The sequence below is a fragment of the uncultured Arenimonas sp. genome (assembly GCF_963976025.1).
GTDB lineage: Bacteria > Pseudomonadota > Gammaproteobacteria > Xanthomonadales > Xanthomonadaceae > Arenimonas.
The window spans coordinates 1-18,879 of the sequence record NZ_CAXBJS010000044.1 but is presented as its reverse complement, the minus strand read 5'-3'; the positions used below and the strand labels follow the sequence as shown (position 1 = coordinate 18,879).

The following is an 18,879-nucleotide window of genomic DNA, read 5'->3' as shown; positions in this document are numbered from 1 at the left end:
GCTGGCGCGCGCACGGCCTGAACGAAATCTCCGTCGGCGTGAACGTCTCGGTGCTGCAGCTGCTGCGCGGCAACCTGCCCGAGGAACTGCGCCGGCTCATCCAGGACCTGGGCGTGCCGGCCAACCGCATCGAGCTGGAAGTCACCGAATCGATGGTGATGCAGAACGCCGAGCAGACCACGCACGTGCTCAACGAACTGCGCAAGCTGGGCATCACCCTGGCCATCGACGACTTCGGCACCGGTTATTCGTCGCTGGTCTACCTCAAGCGGCTGCCGATCGACACACTCAAGATCGACAAGGAATTCATCGGCGACCTCACCCGGGACCCCGACGACGAGGCGATCACCGCCACGGTCATCACCATGGGCCACTCCCTGGGCCTGAACGTCATCGCCGAGGGCGTTGAAAGCGAACAGCAGCTGAGCTACCTGCGCGAACAGGGCTGCGACGAGATCCAGGGCTTCTGGCTGTCGCCGCCGCTGGACGCCCACCGCTGCCTGGCCTTCATCCGCAGCTGGCAGCCCGGCACCGTGGCCGCCATCCCGGCGCCTTATTGACCCCGTCCCGAGGCCCGCCCAAGATGTCCGCGATGAGCGCCAACGACCCGATCGCCCAGCTGCAGGCCCTTGCCGAGCGCTTCGAGCGCTTGGCTGAACAGCACCGGCGCCTGCTCGACGAAAACCGCAGCCTGCGCCAGGGCCAGGAACAGCTGGTGTCCGAACGCGCCGCCCTGCTCAACAAGAACGAACAGGCCCGGTCCCGGGTCGAGGCCATGATCGCGCGCCTGAAGTCGCTGGAGCACAACGCGTGAGCGAGCCGGTCAACGTCAAGATCCTCGACCGCGAATACACCGTGGGCGTGGAACCGGGTGAACGCGAGGGCCTCACGGCCGCCGCCCACCTGCTTGATGCCCGCATGCGCGAAATCCGCGGCGGCAACCGCATGGCCACCATCGACCGGGTGGCCGTGCTGGCGGCGCTGAACCTGGCCCACGAACTGCTGCAGCTGCGCAGCCAGTCCGAACAGCGCGACCAGGCCCTGAACCAGACCCTGGGCGAACTCAACCGCAAGCTCGACGGCCTGTTCGACGCAGCACGCTGACGTTCACGCTTTCCGGCAAAGCCGGGCATATAATTCCCGCCAGTCCTCTGCCGTGTCCGACAGCGTGCCTAACATTCGCCTTGTCCCATAAACACGACCCGGGAATCTGGCCCAAAGTGGTGTGCATGTCCGCCCTGTTGCGGAAAGCCTGAAGCGATGGTCCGGGTACCCACTTGATCCCAGGGATCAAGGTCGTTTCGCACGCATCGGCATGGTGGAGGCTATCTTTTGAATTCGACGCGCCCCGAACTTCGCAGGCAACTGCAGGCCCGGCGCGCCGCGCTTGCGCCAGGCCAACGCCTGGCCGCCGCCGACGCGGTGGCGCGCCATGTTTCCGCCCAACCCGACCTGCGTGAACCCGGCTACGTCGCCGGCTACTGGGCCGTGGGCGGCGAAGTGCCCCTGCACGCCGTGCAGCTGCGCCTGGCGCCGGCCCAGGTCTGGTGCCTGCCGGTACTGCAGGACGACGGCCACCTGCGTTTCGCGCCATGGCGCGCCGGCGACCCGCTGGTGAACAACCGCTTCGGCATCCCCGAACCCCAGGTCGAACCCACGTCCACGCTGGCACCCGAGGCCATGTCCGTGGTGCTGCTGCCGCTGGTGGGCTTCGACCGGGCCGGCAACCGCCTTGGCATGGGCGGCGGTTATTACGACCGCAGCTTCGCCTTCCGGCGCACGGCTGCGGCCCCGCCGCGGCTGGTCGGCGTGGCCTACGCCTTTCAGGAAGTACCTGAACTGGCGGCCGAAGACTGGGACGTGCCGCTCGACGCCGTCGCCACCGAGCTCGATTGGCTCGCGTTCGGGCGATAATGGCGGCCATGAAATATTGGCTGATGAAATCCGAACCCGACGAGTTCTCGATCGACGCGCTTGAACGCGTCGGCACCGAACCCTGGAGCGGCGTGCGCAACTACCAGGCGCGCAACTACATGCTCAAGGACATGAAGGTCGGCGTCCCGATCCTGTTCTACCACTCCAACTGCGCCGTGCCCGGCGTGGTGGGCATCGCCCGGGTGGCATCGGAACCCTACCCCGACCCGACCCAGTTCGAGCGCGGCTCGGACTACCACGACCCCAAGAGCAAACCCGAAAAACCGCGCTGGTGGCTGGTGGACGTGGGCTTCGAACGCAAGTTCGCCGGCACGGTGTCGCTGGAGGCCATGAAGGCCGAGGCGGAAAAATTCGGCGATTTCGCCCTGCTGCGGCGCGGCAACCGGCTGTCGGTGATGCCGGTGGGCGCGGCGCAGTACAAACGTATCCTTTCGATGGCAAAGGCCGGAGGCCAGTAAATGTCCCGCGACGAACAGAAAAAGCTGGCCGCTGAAAAGGCCCTGGAATACGTCGAGGACGGCATGGTCGTCGGCGTCGGCACGGGTTCGACGGTGGCGTTTTTCATCGACGGCCTGGCCCGGATTAAAAACCGGATCGAGGGCGCGGTGTCGAGCTCGGAGCAAAGCACGCGGCAGCTTGAATCGCACGGGATCCCGGTGTTCGACCTCAATGCGGTGGGGCCGCTGAAGCTTTACGTGGACGGGGCGGACGAGTGCGACCCGTACAACCGGCTGATAAAGGGCGGCGGCGCGGCGCTGACGCGCGAGAAGATCATCGCGCAGGCGAGCGACCGCTTCATCTGCATCATCGACGCGGCCAAGCAGGTGGAACTGCTGGGCGAGTTCCCGGTGCCGGTGGAGGTGATCCCGATGGCGCGCAGCCTGGTGGCCCGTGCGATCGCGAAGATGGACGGGCACCCGATCTGGCGCGAAAACGTGGTAACCGACAACGGCAACTGGATCCTGGACGTGCACCACTGGCGCATCGCCGACCCGGTGGGCCTGGAAGCCAAGCTCAACCAGATCCCGGGCGTGGTCACCTGCGGCCTGTTCGCCGCCCGCGGCGCCGACGAAGTCATCATCGGCGGCGAAGTCCGCCCCATCCGCCGCCCCGCCTGACCACCCTCCCCCTGTAGGAGCGCCTTCAGGCGGCGGGGGTGCTGGAGGCCAGCATGCGCAGCATGGCGCCGAGGCCGCCGTGCAGGGCGCTTACTTCGTAGCCCAGGCGCTTTAGCACGAAGGCCGCGGCGGCCGAGCGTTCGCCCGTGTTGCAGTAGACCACCACGCGCGCGCCCGGCGACAACACGTTGTCCACGTCCTCGCGCAGCCGGTACAGCGGCACGTTCACCGAACCATCGATCGCACGCTGCGCGTGTTCTTCCGGCATGCGCACGTCCAGCAGCACCGCGCCCGACTGCACCTGCCGGGCCGCGTCCGCCGGAAGCACCCAAGACAGCATCGGCGGCTTCAGCACCGCCTCGAAGGCCTCGCGCGACAGCCGCATCAGCTGCCCGCCCTGCATCATGCGCACCGTTGCATTGCGCGGCAGGTTCGAGAGCAGCGCGTCCTCGCCGAAGGTATCGCCCTCGCGCAGGTAGGCCACCACCTGCGGCGCCCCGTCCAGGTACTTCGATACCGAGGCCGTGCCCGAGCGCACCACGTAGAAATAGTCGGCCGGGTCGCCCTCGCGCATCACGATTTCGCTGGGCTTGACCGTCACCGGCTCGAACATCTGGAACATTTTCTCGATGTTGCCCGTCGGCAGGCGCGCGAACGCCGGCGCGCGCAGCAGCCGGAACACCCAGTCGTTGCCGCCCGGCGCACTGCCGAAGTGCCGGTAGTTCTCGTCGCGGCTGAGCTGGTCCCAGGTGATCAGCTTTTCCAGGTAACGCCGGTCCACGCGCATCACCTTGGCCCGGGACGACATGACCTTGGCCGTGAACCGGCGCGGGATCGCATCATTGAGCGAATAGCGCCCGTGCGGCGCCGAGGCAATGTGGGCCACGTTGCGGCCGTCCGGGTACACGCAGCGAAGTTCGCCTTCGAGCAGGTAGATGGTGTCGTCGTCCAGGTCGCCGACTTCGAAGACGTTGTCGCCGCGCTGGTACTCCGACACCAGGGCCTCGCGGGCCAGCTGGTCCCGGGTTTCCTGGCGCAGGGACTCCAGCGGAAAGAGGCGGGCGAGTTCGGTAGCGGGGACGGGCATGGGGCAGGCTCCGGGAGCAATTGCACCCGAGTCTATCGCCGGGCGGGGCGAAAGCGGTAGCACTGGTGCCAAAAATGAAAAAGGGCCCCCTTTCGGGAGCCCCTTTTCAATTTGGCTGGGGGACTAGGATTCGAACCTAGATAGGCAGAGTCAGAGTCTGCAGTCCTACCATTAGACGATCCCCCAATTCCGGGACCGCGCCAGTTTACGAAGTTATTAGCGCTTCGAGAACTGGGTGGCGCGGCGAGCCTTGTGCAGGCCGACCTTCTTGCGCTCGACTTCGCGGGCGTCGCGGGTCATCAGGCCGGCCTTGCGCAGGTCGGGCTTGAGCGTGTCGTTGTACTCGACCAGCGCGCGGGCGATGCCCAGGCGGATGGCGCCGGCCTGGCCGGTGATGCCACCGCCCTCGACCGTGACGGTGAAGTCGAACTTGTCAGCCATGTCGCTGACCACGAGCGGCTGGCGCACGATCATGCGCGAAGTCTCGCGACCGAAGAACTCGTCGACCGGACGGCCGTTGACGACGATCTTGCCGCTGCCCGAGCGCATGAAGACGCGGGCGGTGGAGGACTTGCGACGGCCGGTGCCGTAGTTCTGCTGGGTAGCCATAAAGATGCCTTAAGCCTTGAAGTCCAGCGCCTGCGGCTGCTGGGCGGAATGCGGATGTTCGGAGCCCTTGTACACCTTGAGCTTCCGGTACATGGCACGACCGAGCGGATTCTTGGGCAGCATGCCCTTGACGCCGATTTCGATCACGCGCTCCGGATGGGCGTCGAGCACCTGGCCCAGGGACTGGGTCTTGAGGTTGCCGACGTAGCCGGTGAAGCGGTGGTACTTCTTGTCCTGCATCTTGTTGCCGGTGACGTGGATCTTCTCGGCGTTGATCACGACGAGGTAGTCACCCGTATCAACGTGCGGGGTGTATTCCGGCTTGTGCTTGCCGCGCAGGCGACGCGCGAGTTCCGAGCACAGGCGGCCCAGGGTCTTGCCGCTGGCATCGACCACATACCAGTCTTGCTTGACGGTCTGGGCGTTGGCGCTGACGGTCATGGACTTCATGACGGCTCCAAAAGATAGAAATCGGGGTTGAAAGAAGCGGAATGATATCCGCCCTTTGGCCTGCGTGCAAGCCCGTTTTAACCCCGTGTTAGCATCTGCCGCATGCCCGCCACGCCGCCCCTGGCCCGCCCTTCCCCGCCCGGGGCGCCGGGCGCCGCGCCCCTGCTGGCGCTGGCGGACCAGTGCGTGCAGTGCGGATTGTGCCTGCCGCACTGCCCCACCTACCAGCTCGACCGCAGCGAGGCCGAGTCCCCCCGGGGCCGGATCGCCTACGTGCGCGCCCTGGCTTCGGGCCAGATGGCCCCGGGCCCCGTCGGCGACGCCCATCTCGACCATTGCCTGGGCTGCCGCCGCTGCGAAGCCGCCTGCCCGGCCGGCGTGCGCTACGGCGAACTGCTTGTGGGCGCCCGCGCCCTGCAGGCCGCCCGGAAGCCCCTGGCGCCGCGAATCCGCGCCGCGCTGGCGCTGCTGGCCCGGCCCCGGCTGCTTGCCTTCCTTATAAGGCTGCAGCGACCGCTGGCCTGGGCCCTGCCGCGCAGCTGGCGTGCGGGCCTGCCGCCGCCGCCGCGCCGGGAGGTGCGCATGGAACCCGCCCAGGCCCCGGCCGGAGCCCCGGCGGTGGCGCTTTTCATGGGCTGCATCGCCCGTCCGCACGAGGCGGGCACCCGCGAGGCCCTGTCGCGCCTGCTGGCTGCGGCCGGGCTGGCCAGCGTCGTGCCTCCGGGCCAGGGCTGCTGCGGCGCAGCCGCGGCCCATGCCGGTGATGCCAGCGGCGCGGCCACGCTGGCCCAGGCCAACCGGCTGGCGTTTGCCGGCCATGAACGCGTGCTTTGCCTGGCCTCGGGCTGCCACGACACCCTGGCCCGCAGCCTGGACGGCGTGGGCCGGGTCGAGGACCCGCTCGTGCTGCTCGACGAAACCGGCGACCGGCTGCGTTTCCGGCCCGCCGCCCGGCGGGTGGCCCTGCACCTGCCCTGCACCCAGCGCAGCGTGGTGCGCTCGGACGCGGCCCTGCGCCGCCTGCTGGCGCGCATTCCCGGGCTGGACCTGGTGGAACTGCCCGACACCGGCTGCTGCGGCGCCGCCGGGCTGCACCAGCTGGCCGAACCGGCCCGCGCGGAGGCCTTCCGGGCACCGCTGCTGCAGGCCCTGGCCGAATCCGGCGCCAGCGAACTGCTGTCGGCCAACATCGGCTGCCGGCTGCACCTGGCCGCCGGGACTACAATGAGCGTCCGACACCCCATCGATTTCCTGGCCGAGCACCTGGCATGACCATCACCCGCCAATTCAGCCCTTTCGACCGCCTGATCATCGAGTTCCAGCACGCCCTGGGCACCAGCCTGGGCCAGGCCCATGCGGAACGGCCGAACCCGGCCGGCAGCCTGCCCGACCCGGAACTGGCCGAACCCGACCGCCGCCACGCGGCCGGCCTGATGCGCATCAACCACACCGGCGAGGTCTGCGCTCAGGCGCTGTACCTGGGCCAGGCGGCGGTGGCGCGCGATGAAACCACGCGCCAGCACCTGCAGCACGCCGCCCAGGAAGAAACCGACCACCTGGCCTGGTGCGGCGACCGCCTGGCCGAGCTCGACAGCCGGCCCAGCGTCTTCAATCCGCTCTGGTATGCCGGCAGCTACGCCATCGGCCTGGCCGCCGGCCTGCGCGGCGACGGCTGGAACCTGGGTTTCGTGGTGGAAACCGAACGCCAGGTGGAAGCCCACCTGGAAGAGCACCTGCAGACCCTGCCCCCTGGCGATGAGCGCAGCCGCGCCATCCTGCGCACCATGAAGGCCGACGAGGCCCGCCACGCCGACAATGCCCAGCAGGCCGGCGCCCGCATCCTGCCCCAGCCGATCCCGACCCTGATGGCGCTGTCGTCGCGCCTGATGAAGGCCGTTGCCTACCGCGCCTAATCGGCGAGGTTGCGGCCGTTGAAGAGTTCGACGATCTCGCGCTTGAGCTGGGACTCGATGCGCATGCGGTCCTTGAAGCCCAGGTTCTTGGCTTTTTCCTCGAACAGGTAGGTGTCGAGGTCGAACTCCTTGAGATGCATCTTCGTGTGGAACAGGTTTTCCTGGTACACGTTGACGTCGATCATCTCGTAGCGCGACTTGATCGGCTTGGACATGAAGTCCTGGATCGAATTGATCTTGTGGTCGATGTAGTGCTTGGTGCCCTTCACGTCGCGGGTGAAGCCGCGCACGCGGTAGTCCATGACCACGATGTCGGACTCGAAGCTTTCGATCAGGTAATTCAGGGCCTTCAGCGGCGAAATGACGCCGCAGGTGGCCACGTCGATGTCGGCGCGGAAGGTGGCGATGCCGTTGTGCGGGTGGGTTTCCGGATAGGTGTGCACGGTGATGTGCGACTTGTCCAGGTGCGCCACCACGGCGTCGGAAATGATTTCCTTGCCCGCGGCCTTCTTGTCGATCACCGGCTCTTCGGAAATCAGGATCGTCACCGAGGCACCCTGGGGGTCGTAGTCCTGGCGGGCCACGTTCAGGATGTTGGCGCCGATGATCTCGGCCACGTCGGTCAGGATCTGGGTAAGGCGCTCGGCGTTGTAGGCTTCGTCGATGTACTCGATGTAGCGCTGGCGCTGTTCTTCCGACACGGCGTAGCAGACGTCGTAGATGTTGAAGCTCAAGGCCTTGGTCAGGTTGTTGAAACCCTGGAGCCTGAGGCGGGGAAGCGGCTTGACCACGATGGCTTTCCTGCGTGCGGAGGGGGTGGAGCGGAGGGCGGGCATTATCGGCCAAATGCCCCCCGGGGGAAACCTTGGCCCGGCCGGGCCGGCGCCGGCATTGCCGATAGCGCCACGACAGCCTAATCTGAACGCTTTACAGCCAGTCGAGGACGCGCCATGGCGCAGGAAAGGACTTCGCCGATGCCGATCCAGCCGCACAAGGTGGTCAACAGCCCGTTGGCGCCCGATGCCGCCACGTTCAGCCGGTTCCTGGACCACTGCCACCGGCGCCGCTACCCCTCCCGCAACGATGTCTTCCGCCCCGGGGCGCCCGCCACGTCGCTTTATTACGTGGTCAGCGGCTCGCTGTCGGTGGTCAGCGAAGAGCCCGACGGCCGCGAGCTGATCCTGGGCTACGTGAACGCCGGCGAGTTCATCGGCGAAATGGGCCTGTTCTTCGCCGCCGACGCCCGCGCGGTGGTGGTGCGCACCCGCAGCCCCTGCGAGCTGGCCGAAATCAACTACGACCGCCTGCACCAGCTGTTCGCCGGCCCGCTGGCGGCCGAATGCCCGCGCATCCTGTACGCGATCGGCCTGCAGCTTTCCAAGCGTTTACTGGACACCAGCCGCAAGGCCAGCCGCCTGGCCTTCCTGGACGTGAGCGGACGCATCATCCGCACGCTGCACGACCTGTGCCAGGAACCGGACGCACTCTCGCACCCGCAGGGCACCCAGATCCGCGTCTCGCGCCAGGAACTGGCGCGCATCGTCGGCTGCAGCCGCGAAATGGCCGGTCGGGTGCTCAAGCAGCTGCAGGAACAGGGCCTGCTGCACGCCCGCGGCAAGACCGTCGTGGTTTACGGCACCCGCTGAGCGATGGCACGCCTGGCCCCCGGCACCGACACCCTGCTGGTGCGGCCGGCGGCCGCGCAGGACGCAAGCGGCGTAGCCACCCTGCTGGGCGTGCTGGGTTATCCCTGCGACCGCGACGAGGCCGCCGGCCGGCTGCGCGCGTTGGCCGAAGAAGGCCAGCAGGTGCTGGTCGCCGACCGCCACGGCTGCCTGGTGGGCCTGCTGGCCCTGGATATCCGCTACTACCTCCCGCTGGGCGGGCCAACCTGCCGGATCACGGCGCTGGCGGTCTCGTCCGGTGAACAGCGCCAGGGCGTGGGCCGCATGCTGCTGCGCGAAGCTGAACAGCGCGCCCGCCAGGCCGGCGCCGCCCGCATCGAACTCACCTCGGGTGCCCAGCGCGCCGAAGCGCACGACTTCTACCGCGCCTGCGGCTACGAAGACGGGGCGCTGCGTTTCCTGAAGCGCCTCGGCGCCTGATTCAAAGCAGGGTTTCGTAGGCGCCGCGAAGGCGCTTTTCCACCAGGGCCAGGTTGCGCGGGTCGGGCTGGACCAGCACCGGGCGCGCGGTTTCGCACAGCAGCGGCAAATCGATGGCGCTGTCGGAATACACCGCGGCGAAGGGCGGGTGGATGCCCAGGCGCTCGAGCGCCTGCAGCTTGCGCGGACCCACCGTGTGCTCGGCGCCGATGTAACCGCCCAGCGCGGGGCGCACACTCGAACCCACCACCGGTACGTCGGGCTGGCCCAGGGCCCGCCACAGCGAACGCGCCAGGCCGGCCTCGGCGCCGGTGACGATCACCACCGGGTCACCCAGGGCCAGATGGGCATGCAGGCGGGCCACCGCCGGTGCGATCAGCAGCTGGTCGCGGCGCGCGGCGCACAGGCGCAGGAAATCTTCGCGGGCCTCGGCCAGGGCCTCGTCGGTGCGCCCCACCGTGGCCAGCCAGGTGTAGAAGCTGGCCGGCATCCAGGCCACGCGCCACCAGCCGAAGGCCGGTTTGAGCACCGGGAAACTCGCGCCCGCCAGCAGCCGCCGCAGCGGGTGGCTGGCCAGCAGGTCGCGCAGCCAGGCCGCCGCGCAGTCGCCGCGCACCAGCGTGCCGTCGAAATCGAACAGGACGGTGGCGGCGCGACCGGGCATGGTTTCAGCCGAACAACCTGGCCAGTTCGGCGCCCGGGTCGTCGGCGCGCATGAAGCTCTCGCCCACCAGGAAGGCGTTGACGCCGTTGCTGCGCATGCGCGCGACGTCCTCGCGCGTGGCGATGCCACTCTCGGTGACCAGCAGGCGGTCGGCCGGCACCGCCGGCTTCAGGTCCAGCGTGGTGTCGAGCGATACCTCGAAGGTGCGCAGGCTGCGGGTGTTGATGCCCACCAGCGGCGCGCCCACCTGCAGCGCGCGCTCGAGTTCGTCGATGTCGTGCACTTCCACCAGCACGTCCATGCCCAGTTCCAGGGCCAGGTTCGCCAGCCGGCCCAGGGCCGCGTCGTCCAGTGCCGCGACGATCAGCAGGATGCAGTCGGCGCCCAGCACGCGGGCTTCGTGCACCTGGTAGGCATCGACCACGAAGTCCTTGCGCAGCACCGGCAGCGAACAGGCCGCGCGGGCCTGCTGCAGGTACGCATCGGCGCCCTGGAAAAAGTCCACGTCGGTGAGCACCGACAGGCAGGCGGCGCCGCCGCGTTCGTAGCTGGCGGCGATGTCGGCCGGGCGGAAGTCCGGACGGATGACGCCTTTGCTGGGGCTGGCCTTCTTCACTTCGGCGATGACCGCCGGCAGGCCGGCGGCGACCTTGGCCTGAAGCGCCGCGGCAAAACCGCGCGGCGCCGGCGCGTCGGCCTGGCGCGCAATGAGTTCGGCCAGCGGCAGCTTCGCCGAGCGTTCGGCGACCTCGACGGCCTTGCGGGCCAGGATGGTCTGCAGGATGTCGCTCATGCGCCTTCCCCGCGTCGCGCCGGGCCGCCGTAGGCGCGTTCCACCTTGGCCACGCGCAGTTCGAAATGTTCGTACCAGCGTTCGCGGCCGTCGCGTCGGGCGTCGGCGTGTTCGGCGTCGGCGCGCCAGGCGGCGATGGCGGCTTCGGATTCCCAGTAGCTGACGGTGATGCCGAAGCCGGCCTCGTCGCGCGTGCTTTCGATGCCGAGGAATCCCGGCTGCTTCGAGGCCAGCTCGACCATGCGGTCGGCGGTGGCGCCGTAGCCGTCGTCGCCCGGGGTGCGCTGGTTGGCGAAGATCACCGCGTAATACGGCGGCTTGGGCGTGCGGGCGAATCGCTCGGACATGGCGCTCAGTTCCCGGCCAGGCGGCGGGTGGCCGCAACAAATTCATCGAGCTTGGCGCGGGCCTTGCCGCCTTCGAGCGCGGCGCGGGCCTGGCCGATGCCGTCGGCGATGGACACCGCACGACCGGCGGCGTACAGCGCGGCGCCGGCGTTTAGCGCGACGATTTCCCGCGGCAGGCCGTCCTTGCCGTCCAGCGCCTCAAGCAGCATCTCGCGCGACTGGTCGGCGTTTTCGACGCGCAGGTTGCGGCTGGCGGCCATCGGGATACCGAAGTCTTCGGGGTGGATTTCGTATTCCACCACTTCGTTGCCACGCAGCTCGCCGACCATGGTGGCGCCGCCGAGCGAAATTTCGTCCATGCCGTCGCGGCCCCAGACCACCATCGCGCGCTTGGCGCCCAGGCGCTGCAGCACGCGCACCTGGATGCCGACCAGGTCGGGATGGAACACGCCCATCAGGATGTTCGGCGCGTCGGCGGGATTGGTCAGCGGGCCCAGGATGTTGAACAGGGTGCGCACGCCCATTTCCTTGCGCACCGGCGCCACGTTTTTCATGGCCGGGTGGTGGATGGGCGCGAACATGAAGCCCATGCCGGTCTGCGCGATGCAGGCCGAAACCTGGTCGGGCTGCAGTTCGATCACCGCGCCCAGGGCTTCGAGCACGTCGGCGCTGCCGGACTTGGACGAGACGCTGCGGTTGCCGTGTTTGGCCACCTTGGCGCCGGCCGCGGCCACCACGAACATGCTGGCGGTGGAAATGTTGAAGGTGTGCGAACCGTCGCCACCGGTGCCGACGATATCAACGAAATTATGGGCGTCGGGAACGGTCACCTTGGCCGAGAATTCGCGCATGACCCGCGCGGCGCCGGCGATCTCGCCGACGGTTTCCTTCTTCACGCGCAGGCCCGACAGGATGGCAGCGGTGAGCACGGGCGAGACTTCGCCGCGCATCACCTGGCGCATCAGGTCGACCATTTCGTCGTGAAAGATCTCGCGGTTCTCGATGATGCGCTGTAGCGCATCCTGCGGATTGATCGGCATCGGCATCACCTGTAGGAGCGCCTTCAGGCGCGACTGGCCTGAAGGAAGTTTCGCAGCATGTCGTGCCCATGCTGCGTGAGTATCGATTCGGGGTGGAACTGCACGCCTTCGACCAGCAGCGCCTTGTGCCGCAGGCCCATGATCTCGTCCATCGAACCGTCGGGATTTTCCGTCCAGGCGGTGATTTCCAGGCAGTCGGGCAGCGAGCCCTTTTCCACCACCAGCGAATGGTAGCGGGTGGCTTCGAAGGGATCGGGCAGGCCGGCGAACACGCCCAGGCCCTTGTGCCGGATCGGCGAGGTCTTGCCGTGCATGATCGTGCGGGCCCGCACCACCTTGCCGCCGAAGGCCTGGCCCAGGCTCTGGTGGCCCAGGCAGACGCCCAGGATCGGCATCTGGCCCGCCAGTTTTTCCAGCACTTCCAGCGACACGCCGGCCTCGTTGGGCGTGCACGGACCCGGCGAAATGACGATGCGCTCGGGCGCCAGGGCCGCGATCTGGGCCACGGTCAGCTCGTCGTTGCGCACCACCTTCACGTCCTGCCCCAGCTCACCCAGGTACTGCACGAGGTTGTAGGTGAAGCTGTCGTAGTTGTCGATCATCAACAGCATGGCGGCACTTGCGAAACCCGGGAAGCCGCCGATTATACGGCCTGCCGCCTCACCCCGGCGCCACTTCAACCCGGTTGCGGCCGTTGCGCTTGGCCCGGTAGAGGGCGTCGTCGGCGGCGGCGAGCAGGCGTTCGGGGGCGCGGGCCAGTTCGCCGACCTGGATGCGGCGGGTCACCACGCCCAGGCTGATCGTCACTTCTATAGACGCGTGGCCGACGGCAATCGACCCGGCGTTCTCGATGGCGGCGCGCAGGCGTTCGGCCAGCTGGTTGGCTTCGATCAGGCCGGTGTCCACGGCGAGCACCGCGAACTCTTCGCCGCCGATGCGCGCCAGCAGGTCGCTGCCGCGCACCTGTTCTTCCAGCAGCAGCGCCACACGGCGCAGCACCGCGTCGCCGGCGGGGTGCCCGTGCTGATCGTTGATGGCCTTGAAGCGGTCGATATCCATCGTCAGCAGGCTCAGCGGCCGGCCGGTTTCCGCGGCGCGGGTGGTTTCGCGCGCCAGCTGGTCGCCGAAGTGGCGGCGGTTGGACAGGCCGGTCAGGGCGTCGGTCATGGCCAGCACTTCGAGCTGGGCATTGGCTTCGCTCAGGGCCTGGGTGCGTTCGCGCACGCGCTGTTCCAGGCTGGCCGTCATGTCGGTTAGCTCGCGCTCGTGCTGAGTCAGGTCGTCCACCAGGCCACGCAGGGCCAGGGTGAGCTCACGCGCCTCGCGGTAGCCGCGCTCGGGCGGAAACGCGGCGCCGGGTTCGCGCGCCTGGATGCGCCGCGCGGCCAGGGACAGGGCGTGCAGGGGCGCGCCGATCCTGCGCGCCATCAGCGTGCCCAGCGCCAGGAACAGGACGGTGACGACGATGGCGGCCACGAATATCTCGCGACGCAGTTCCTGCACCGGTTCGAAGGCCTGCCGGGCCTGCTTGCGCACCAGCACCGTCCAGCCCAGACCCGCGTAGGACTCGTAACCCTGGGTGGGCACGTAGCCGGTGAGGTAAGCCTCGCCGTCGGGCCAGGTTTCCAGCAGCGCGCCGCGTTTTCCCTGGCGCACGGCGCGGGCGCTGGGCACCTGCAGCACCTGGCCGCGAATCCCGTCGGGCCCCATGATCACTTCGCCGGCCGCATTGAGGAAAAAAACCTCCACCGGGTCGTTGGCCGCCATCTGGTCCTGGCGCAGGCCTTCGGCCCAGTGCCAGGACAGGTGCGCACCCAACACGCCGGTAACCACGCCGTGGCTGTCGTGGATGGGCGCCGCGACATCCACCAGGCGCAGCGCTTCGCCGCCGGGGCCGGGCACCAGCTTCGACAGCATCTGCGCATCGTGCAGGTCGCCGACGTAGGGCTCCCGGCGCGCACCCACGAACCAGGGACGCTGCGAAACGTCCGCGCCTTCGAGCAGGCCGCGGTTGGCAATTTGCACCCGGCCATCGGCATCGGCCACGCCGATCCAGACGTAGTCCGGGTAGTTGAGCTGCATCAGGTCGAACAGGTCGCGCAGCGCATCTTCGCTGCCGGCCGGGTCGTCGAGCATCGGCATCAGCGCCAGCGCGCGCATGTCGTTGAGGCGCTCGAAGAGGCCACGATCGAGCCGGCCGGCCAGGGCCTGGGCGCGGGTTTGCAGGCGCAGGCCGATGTCCTCCTGCAGCTTGTCGGTGGCGACGCGTTCAACCCGCCAGGCCAGCACGCCCACCAGGGCGATCGCGAGCGCGCCGAAGCTGAGCGCCAGCCACAGCCGCAGTCCGGTGGACCTGGGGCGGAAGTAGCGAAGGAATGCTTCCACCCGGTGCGCCTCAGAGACCGCCGGCGGCCTGGGCGACGGCACGGAAAAGCGCCCTGCCCTTGTTCATCGTTTCTTCCCACTCTTTCTGCGGGTCGGAGTCGTGCACGATGCCGGCGCCGGCCTGCACGTGCAGGCGGCCGTCCTGGATGACGGCGGTGCGGATGGCGATGGCGGTGTCGGCGTCGCCCCACCAGTTGAGGTACCCGACGGCGCCGGAATAGATGTTGCGCTTGACCGGCTCGAGCTCGCGGATGACTTCCAGCGCGCGGATCTTCGGCGCGCCGCTGACGGTTCCGGCCGGGAACGTGGCCTTGATGACGTCGGCGAAACCAAGGCCCGGCTGCAGCTGGCCGCGCACTTCGCTGACGATGTGCATGACGTGCGAATAACGTTCGATGATGAACCGGTCGGGCACGGTGACGCTGCCCGGGGTGGCGACGCGGCCGACGTCGTTGCGGCCCAGGTCGATCAGCATCAGGTGTTCGGCGCGCTCCTTGGGGTCGGCCAGCAGCTCGGCCTCGAGCGCGGCGTCGGCCTCGGGCGTGTCGCCGCGCGGGCGCGTGCCGGCGATCGGCCGCACCGTCACTTCGCCGCCCTGCAGGCGCACCAGGATCTCGGGCGAACTGCCCACCACCTGGGTGTCGCCCAGGTCCAGGAAATACATATAGGGCGACGGATTGAGCGCGCGCAGCGCCCGGTACACGTCCACCGGCCGGGCCCGGAAGGGCACGCTCATGCGCTGGCTGAGCACCACCTGGAAGATGTCGCCGGCGCGGATGTATTCCTTGCAGCGCTCCACCGCCGCCAGGAAACCTTCGCGGGTGAAGCCGGAGACGAAGTCCTGCTCCTGCAGCAGCGAAGGATCGAGCACGTCGGGATAGCTGCGGCCTGAATGGCGAAGGCGGTGCACCAGTTCATCGAGCCGGCGCACGGCGCGGGCATAGGCCTGCGGTTCTTCCGGGTTGGCGTGCACCACCAGGTACAGGCGGCCCTTGAGGTTGTCGAACACCGCCAGTTCTTCGCTGAGCATCAGCAGCGCATCGGGCGTGCCCAGCTGGTCGGGCTTGTCGCCGCCGGCCAGCCGCGATTCGATCCAGCCGATGGTCTCGAAGCCGAAATAGCCGACCAAGCCGCCGGTGAAACCGGGCAGCTCGGGAATGCGCGGCACCTTGAACGAGGCGCGCAGGCGGTCGACTTCGGCCAGGGGGTCTTCGAGCGTGCGGGTTTCCACCACTTCGCCATGTTCGCGAACCTCCAGCTGGTGGCCGCGGAAGGTATAGGTGCGGCGCGCCGGCAGGCCGATGATCGAATACCGGCCCCAGGTCTCGCCGCCCTCGACGGACTCGAACAGGTAGGTATGCGAGCCGTCGGCCAGCTTCAGGTACACCGACAGCGGGGTGTCAAGGTCGGAAAGCACCTCGCGCACTACCGGGATGCGGTTGTGGCCGGCCTGGGCCAGGGTCTGGAATTGTTCGGCGGAAATCACGCACGGCGCCCATGTTTGGCAGGCCCCGAGTATATCCGCCGCGTTTGGCTCAGGGCATGCCGCGCAGGTGAAGCACGAACTCGACGCCGTCGCCGGCCGGCAGGTTGCGGGCCTCGGCGTGGCCTCGGTGCAGGTCGGCCACCAGGCGCACCACGTACAGGCCGAAGCCCAGGTGGGCGGCGCCCTCGGCGCGCTGGGAGCTGTCGCGCAGGCTAACCAGCGAGTCGAACAGGCGGCCGCGCATGGTTTCCGGCAGCAGCGGCCCCTGGTTGGCCAGGGCGATGCGCACGCCGCCCTCTTCCCGGGCCGCCGACAGCCGCACCCAGCCCGCTTCGGGCGTGAAGCCGCGGGCGTTGTCCACCAGCTTGTCCAGGGCCTGCACCAGCAGCTCCGGCGCCGCGCGCAGCGGCAGCGGGCCGGCGGGAAGCTCAAGCTGCAGCGAGCGCGGCGCCAGCAGGGCTTCGTAGGCTTCGGCGCAGCCGCGCAGCAGCGCGTGCAGGTCCAGGTCTTCGGCCTCGGCGGCTTCGATGGCGTGTTCGATGCGGGTGACCTCGCTCATCGTGCGCACCAGGTGGCCCATGCGTTCGACGCCGTCGCGGGCGCGCGCCACCACCACCCGCGCCTGCGGGTCGAGCCGGGCGTCGTCGAGGTTGTCGAGCGAGGTGCGCACGATCGCCAGCGGCGTGTTCAGCTCATGCGAAAGTTTGCCCGACAGCGAACGCAGGTAGTCGGTGTACGCCGCCACCTGGTCGAGCAGGCGGGCGAAGCTGCGCGAGAGGTCGCCGATCTCGTCGCGGGCGTTCGTGCGCGGGAAGGGCGTGACCCGGCCCTCGCGGTCGAGCGCGTGTTCGGCGGCGTCGCGCAGGCGGCGGATGCGCTGGCCCAGGCGCGTGGCAAATAGCAGGATGATGCCGCCCGAAGCCAGGAAGGCGACCAGGCTGACGCCCAGCAGGCCGGAAAACGCCTGGTCGGTGAGCAGCAGCACTTCGGAGTTGGAGCGTTCGATCAGCAGCGCGCCGCGCGTTTGCCCCGCTACTTCCAGCGGCACCGCCGCCGACAGGAGCAGCCGGGCGCCGGCCGGATCGCGGCGCCAGGCCACGGCCGGCGTGCCGGCCACGGCGCGGGCCACTTCGGCGCGCACCAGCCGGCGCGCCATGGGCGGTTCGTCGGCCGTGGCGGTGACGTCGCGGAACAGCAGGGCCCGGTACAGGCCGCGCCGCCAGGGCAGGATGTCTTCTTCGGATTCATCGGCGCGAAGTTCGCCGGCCCGGGCCAGCACCCAACCCTCGCGGTCGGCCACGCGCACGCGCATGCCTTCGGGCGCCAGGGCCTGCAGCGCCGGCTCGAGCGAGGCCAGGAAGCCGTGCAGCGGCGCCGGCCTGACCTGGCCGGCCGCATCCAGCGTGCCGGCGAAACGTTTCTCGCCGCCTGCGTCCACGTCCTGCACCCGCAGCCCGATCGCGCGGACGCTGAAGTCCTGCGGCAGGGCCAGCTCGATGTCATAACCGCCCTCGCGCTCGCGCCAGGCGCCTTCGACACGCACGGGTGGCGGCAGGCCGTCTTCACCGGCAACGCGCAGCTCGCCCGGGCTGGCATTGGCCAGGCGCAGCGCCAGGTCGCCGCCGCGTCCCTGCAGCCGCAGGTGCAGGCGGTCGAAAGCCAGGTCGGCCGGCCAATGGGCGTCGCCGCGCTGCGCGCTGGTGTCGTCCACGGAAATCCACAGGTGCAGGCGTTCATTGGCGCGGCCGGCAACGACACGCACCCAGGGTCGCGGCGCACCGAAGGCCAGCGGCACCGCGGTGGCGCCGCGCCAGTCGCTGTCCTCGCCGTCGAGCCGCGGCGCGAAGTCCAGCGGATGCACGAACCAGCTGTCGCCCGCCGCCGGCAGGCCACCCGGGCGCACGGCAACGCCGCGCGCGAGGGCTTCGGCCGAAGCAAGCAGCGCCTGCTCCTGGCCCTGGCGCAGCAGCGTTTCCATTTGCCGCACGAACTGCCAGCCGGCCCAGGGCAGGGCCAGGATCGACAGGGCGACCAGCAGCAATTTCGCGCGCAGGCTCATGCCGGACTCAGGCGCGCCAGCGGTAACCGGCGCCGTGCACGGTGTCGATGTCGTCGAAGGCCGGGTCGAGCGCCTGGAACTTGCGGCGGATGCGCTTGATGTGGGACGTGATAGTGGCGTCGTCGACGACCACCTGGGCCTCGCGCATCAGCTGCTCGCGCGTTTTCACATGGCCCGGGTAACGCACCATCGCGTGCACCATCCAGAATTCGGTGACGGTGAGCGCGACTTCCTGCTCGTTCCAGGTCACGCGCATGCGCTCGAGTTCCAGCGTCAGCCCGCGCAGCCGGAACACCTGCTCCTTCACCCGCGGCGCCGCCAGCGAGTCCAGGCGCCGGAACAGCGCGTGGATGCGCGCGGTGAGCTGGGGCAGGCTGGTGTCCTTGCTCAGGTAGTCGTCGGCGCCCAGGCGCAGGCCCGAAATGACGTCGAAGTCGGAATCACGCGCGGTCAGGAACAGGATCGGCAGCGTCGCCGACTTCGCGCGCAGCTCCCGGCACAGGTCGAAGCCGCCTTCGGGTTCTTCGCCCAGGCCGACGTCGATGATCACCAGGTCGGGCAGCTTCAGCGCGAAGGCCGCCTGGGCCTCGGCGCGGCTGGCGAATGGCAGGACCCCGTAACCATGCCGGCGCAGGGCATCGGCGTAGTTGTCGCGGATGGCGGGTTCGTCTTCGACGATGGCAACGGTGCGTGACATGGCGGCCAGCCTAGGCCAGCGGCACCGGGCCGGCAATGTGTTGCCCGCAAATGGCCACAACTCGTCAGCGCCCTGCCCCGGCCTGCCCCGCGACGGGCAGGCCGGGGCGCTGTGATGCAGCTGTCCCCACGGAGAGCCGCCATGACCGAGCGCGAAACCCGCAAACCCCGCTTCTACCGATCGCTGCGCCG

At 69.0% G+C, this 18,879-nt stretch carries 23 protein-coding genes, 1 tRNA gene and 1 other RNA gene; 11 read left to right on the top strand and 14 right to left on the bottom strand.

The window, feature by feature from the left end; genetic code table 11:
- The 7 genes from AACZ35_RS05335 to rpiA all read left to right on the top strand — a co-directional run.
- Nucleotides 1–560 (top strand): EAL domain-containing protein (locus AACZ35_RS05335; protein WP_339826860.1); only part of this gene is annotated, 560 nt, incomplete at its 5' end.
- A gap of 32 nt (nucleotides 561–592) precedes the next feature.
- Nucleotides 593–814, top strand: coding sequence for a TIGR02449 family protein (locus AACZ35_RS05330; protein ID WP_188664449.1), 222 nt, complete (start codon nucleotides 593–595; stop codon nucleotides 812–814).
- Nucleotides 811–1,104, top strand: coding sequence for a cell division protein ZapA (locus AACZ35_RS05325; protein WP_339826858.1), 294 nt, complete (start codon nucleotides 811–813; stop codon nucleotides 1,102–1,104). The genes AACZ35_RS05330 and AACZ35_RS05325 overlap by 4 nt, the downstream gene beginning before the upstream one ends.
- A 41-nt stretch (nucleotides 1,105–1,145) precedes the next feature.
- A non-coding RNA gene (gene ssrS / locus AACZ35_RS05320) (6S RNA) lies at nucleotides 1,146–1,329 on the top strand.
- A 3-nt stretch (nucleotides 1,330–1,332) separates the two neighbouring features.
- Nucleotides 1,333–1,914: a 5-formyltetrahydrofolate cyclo-ligase gene (locus tag AACZ35_RS05315; protein WP_339826856.1), complete on the top strand. Its 582-nt coding sequence runs from the start codon at nucleotides 1,333–1,335 to the stop codon at nucleotides 1,912–1,914.
- Nucleotides 1,911–2,393 (top strand): EVE domain-containing protein, encoded by a 483-nt coding sequence (locus AACZ35_RS05310; protein WP_339826862.1) that lies wholly within the window; start codon nucleotides 1,911–1,913, stop codon nucleotides 2,391–2,393. Before AACZ35_RS05315 ends, AACZ35_RS05310 begins: the two co-directional genes overlap by 4 nt.
- Complete coding sequence (gene rpiA, locus AACZ35_RS05305; protein ID WP_339826854.1) at nucleotides 2,394–3,053, top strand: ribose-5-phosphate isomerase RpiA; 660 nt, start codon at nucleotides 2,394–2,396, stop codon at nucleotides 3,051–3,053. It abuts the gene before it with no gap.
- A gap of 25 nt (nucleotides 3,054–3,078) precedes the next feature.
- Here the strand turns inward: rpiA and AACZ35_RS05300 are convergent, their stop codons facing one another.
- The 4 genes from AACZ35_RS05300 to rplM all read right to left on the bottom strand — a co-directional run bounded on the left by AACZ35_RS05300 (nucleotide 3,079) and on the right by rplM (nucleotide 5,199).
- Complete coding sequence (locus AACZ35_RS05300) at nucleotides 3,079–4,140, bottom strand: cyclic nucleotide-binding domain-containing protein (RefSeq protein WP_339826852.1); 1,062 nt, start codon at nucleotides 4,138–4,140, stop codon at nucleotides 3,079–3,081.
- Nucleotides 4,141–4,252: 112 nt separating this feature from the next.
- Nucleotides 4,253–4,326: transfer RNA gene (locus tag AACZ35_RS05295), tRNA-Gln, on the bottom strand.
- A 30-nt stretch (nucleotides 4,327–4,356) separates the two neighbouring features.
- Complete coding sequence (gene rpsI, locus AACZ35_RS05290) at nucleotides 4,357–4,749, bottom strand: 30S ribosomal protein S9 (protein ID WP_188664434.1); 393 nt, start codon at nucleotides 4,747–4,749, stop codon at nucleotides 4,357–4,359.
- A 9-nt stretch (nucleotides 4,750–4,758) separates the two neighbouring features.
- A complete protein-coding gene (gene rplM, locus AACZ35_RS05285) occupies nucleotides 4,759–5,199 on the bottom strand; it encodes a 50S ribosomal protein L13 (RefSeq protein ID WP_229668537.1) in 441 nt (146 codons plus the stop codon).
- Nucleotides 5,200–5,301: 102 nt separating this feature from the next.
- Between rplM and AACZ35_RS05280 the strand changes: the two genes are divergently transcribed.
- A complete protein-coding gene (locus AACZ35_RS05280; RefSeq protein WP_339826847.1) occupies nucleotides 5,302–6,471 on the top strand; it encodes a (Fe-S)-binding protein in 1,170 nt (389 codons plus the stop codon).
- Nucleotides 6,468–7,112, top strand: a complete 645-nt coding sequence (coq7, locus tag AACZ35_RS05275) for a 2-polyprenyl-3-methyl-6-methoxy-1,4-benzoquinone monooxygenase (protein ID WP_339826845.1) — start codon at nucleotides 6,468–6,470, stop codon at nucleotides 7,110–7,112. The genes AACZ35_RS05280 and coq7 overlap by 4 nt, the downstream gene beginning before the upstream one ends.
- Here the strand turns inward: coq7 and speD are convergent.
- A complete protein-coding gene (speD, locus tag AACZ35_RS05270; RefSeq protein ID WP_188664428.1) occupies nucleotides 7,109–7,903 on the bottom strand; it encodes an adenosylmethionine decarboxylase in 795 nt (264 codons plus the stop codon). The genes coq7 and speD overlap by 4 nt on opposite strands.
- Before the next feature lie 183 nt (nucleotides 7,904–8,086).
- Between speD and crp the strand changes: the two genes are divergently transcribed.
- Nucleotides 8,087–8,758: a cAMP-activated global transcriptional regulator CRP gene (crp, locus tag AACZ35_RS05265; RefSeq protein WP_339826839.1), complete on the top strand. Its 672-nt coding sequence runs from the start codon at nucleotides 8,087–8,089 to the stop codon at nucleotides 8,756–8,758.
- Nucleotides 8,759–8,761: 3 nt separating this feature from the next.
- Entirely contained in the window at nucleotides 8,762–9,217 is a 456-nt protein-coding gene (locus tag AACZ35_RS05260) for a GNAT family N-acetyltransferase (protein WP_339826837.1), read from the top strand.
- A gap of 1 nt (nucleotide 9,218) precedes the next feature.
- Here the strand turns inward: AACZ35_RS05260 and AACZ35_RS05255 are convergent, their stop codons facing one another.
- Genes AACZ35_RS05255 through pdsR form a run of 9 tightly spaced genes read right to left on the bottom strand, consistent with a single transcriptional unit; the run spans nucleotide 9,219 to nucleotide 18,688 of the window.
- Nucleotides 9,219–9,881, bottom strand: coding sequence for a haloacid dehalogenase-like hydrolase (locus AACZ35_RS05255; protein WP_339826835.1), 663 nt, complete (start codon nucleotides 9,879–9,881; stop codon nucleotides 9,219–9,221).
- Between the two features lie 4 nt (nucleotides 9,882–9,885).
- The gene (trpC, locus tag AACZ35_RS05250) at nucleotides 9,886–10,674 is read right to left on the bottom strand and encodes an indole-3-glycerol phosphate synthase TrpC (RefSeq protein ID WP_339826833.1); all 789 of its coding nucleotides are present in this window, start codon (nucleotides 10,672–10,674) and stop codon (nucleotides 9,886–9,888) included.
- On the bottom strand, nucleotides 10,671–11,021 hold the full coding sequence (locus AACZ35_RS05245) for an antibiotic biosynthesis monooxygenase (RefSeq protein WP_339826831.1): 351 nt from the start codon (nucleotides 11,019–11,021) through the stop codon (nucleotides 10,671–10,673). The genes trpC and AACZ35_RS05245 overlap by 4 nt, the downstream gene beginning before the upstream one ends.
- A 5-nt stretch (nucleotides 11,022–11,026) precedes the next feature.
- The gene (gene trpD, locus AACZ35_RS05240) at nucleotides 11,027–12,061 is read right to left on the bottom strand and encodes an anthranilate phosphoribosyltransferase (protein ID WP_339826829.1); all 1,035 of its coding nucleotides are present in this window, start codon (nucleotides 12,059–12,061) and stop codon (nucleotides 11,027–11,029) included.
- Nucleotides 12,062–12,084: 23 nt separating this feature from the next.
- Nucleotides 12,085–12,672, bottom strand: a complete 588-nt coding sequence (locus AACZ35_RS05235) for an aminodeoxychorismate/anthranilate synthase component II (protein WP_339826827.1) — start codon at nucleotides 12,670–12,672, stop codon at nucleotides 12,085–12,087.
- Nucleotides 12,673–12,721: 49 nt separating this feature from the next.
- Nucleotides 12,722–14,446, bottom strand: coding sequence for a diguanylate cyclase (locus AACZ35_RS05230; RefSeq protein WP_339826825.1), 1,725 nt, complete (start codon nucleotides 14,444–14,446; stop codon nucleotides 12,722–12,724).
- Nucleotides 14,447–14,456: 10 nt separating this feature from the next.
- On the bottom strand, nucleotides 14,457–15,932 hold the full coding sequence (trpE, locus tag AACZ35_RS05225; protein ID WP_339826823.1) for an anthranilate synthase component I: 1,476 nt from the start codon (nucleotides 15,930–15,932) through the stop codon (nucleotides 14,457–14,459).
- Between the two features lie 49 nt (nucleotides 15,933–15,981).
- A complete protein-coding gene (locus tag AACZ35_RS05220) occupies nucleotides 15,982–17,991 on the bottom strand; it encodes an ATP-binding protein (protein WP_339826821.1) in 2,010 nt (669 codons plus the stop codon).
- A gap of 7 nt (nucleotides 17,992–17,998) precedes the next feature.
- Nucleotides 17,999–18,688 carry a proteobacterial dedicated sortase system response regulator gene (pdsR, locus tag AACZ35_RS05215; protein ID WP_339826819.1) on the bottom strand — a complete coding sequence of 230 codons (690 nt, stop codon included), beginning with the start codon at nucleotides 18,686–18,688 and terminating at the stop codon, nucleotides 17,999–18,001.
- Nucleotides 18,689–18,879: the final 191 nt, after the last annotated feature.

What these genes read in the sequence shown, in the direction of transcription:
- pdsR (WP_339826819.1), bottom strand. Translation starts at nt 18,688, where the DNA reads ATGTCACGCACCGTTGCCATCGTCGAAGACGAACCCGCCATCCGCGAC.
- AACZ35_RS05255 (WP_339826835.1), bottom strand. Translation starts at nt 9,881, where the DNA reads ATGCCCGGTCGCGCCGCCACCGTCCTGTTCGATTTCGACGGCACGCTG.
- trpD (WP_339826829.1), bottom strand. Translation starts at nt 12,061, where the DNA reads ATGCCGATCAATCCGCAGGATGCGCTACAGCGCATCATCGAGAACCGC.
- crp (WP_339826839.1), top strand. Translation starts at nt 8,087, where the DNA reads ATGCCGATCCAGCCGCACAAGGTGGTCAACAGCCCGTTGGCGCCCGAT.
- AACZ35_RS05300 (WP_339826852.1), bottom strand. Translation starts at nt 4,140, where the DNA reads ATGCCCGTCCCCGCTACCGAACTCGCCCGCCTCTTTCCGCTGGAGTCC.
- rpsI (WP_188664434.1), bottom strand. Translation starts at nt 4,749, where the DNA reads ATGGCTACCCAGCAGAACTACGGCACCGGCCGTCGCAAGTCCTCCACC.
- AACZ35_RS05280 (WP_339826847.1), top strand. Translation starts at nt 5,302, where the DNA reads ATGCCCGCCACGCCGCCCCTGGCCCGCCCTTCCCCGCCCGGGGCGCCG.
- rplM (WP_229668537.1), bottom strand. Translation starts at nt 5,199, where the DNA reads ATGAAGTCCATGACCGTCAGCGCCAACGCCCAGACCGTCAAGCAAGAC.
- rpiA (WP_339826854.1), top strand. Translation starts at nt 2,394, where the DNA reads ATGTCCCGCGACGAACAGAAAAAGCTGGCCGCTGAAAAGGCCCTGGAA.
- AACZ35_RS05330 (WP_188664449.1), top strand. Translation starts at nt 593, where the DNA reads ATGAGCGCCAACGACCCGATCGCCCAGCTGCAGGCCCTTGCCGAGCGC.
- trpC (WP_339826833.1), bottom strand. Translation starts at nt 10,674, where the DNA reads ATGAGCGACATCCTGCAGACCATCCTGGCCCGCAAGGCCGTCGAGGTC.
- AACZ35_RS05220 (WP_339826821.1), bottom strand. Translation starts at nt 17,991, where the DNA reads ATGAGCCTGCGCGCGAAATTGCTGCTGGTCGCCCTGTCGATCCTGGCC.
- AACZ35_RS05260 (WP_339826837.1), top strand. Translation starts at nt 8,762, where the DNA reads ATGGCACGCCTGGCCCCCGGCACCGACACCCTGCTGGTGCGGCCGGCG.
- AACZ35_RS05245 (WP_339826831.1), bottom strand. Translation starts at nt 11,021, where the DNA reads ATGTCCGAGCGATTCGCCCGCACGCCCAAGCCGCCGTATTACGCGGTG.
- coq7 (WP_339826845.1), top strand. Translation starts at nt 6,468, where the DNA reads ATGACCATCACCCGCCAATTCAGCCCTTTCGACCGCCTGATCATCGAG.
- AACZ35_RS05235 (WP_339826827.1), bottom strand. Translation starts at nt 12,672, where the DNA reads ATGCTGTTGATGATCGACAACTACGACAGCTTCACCTACAACCTCGTG.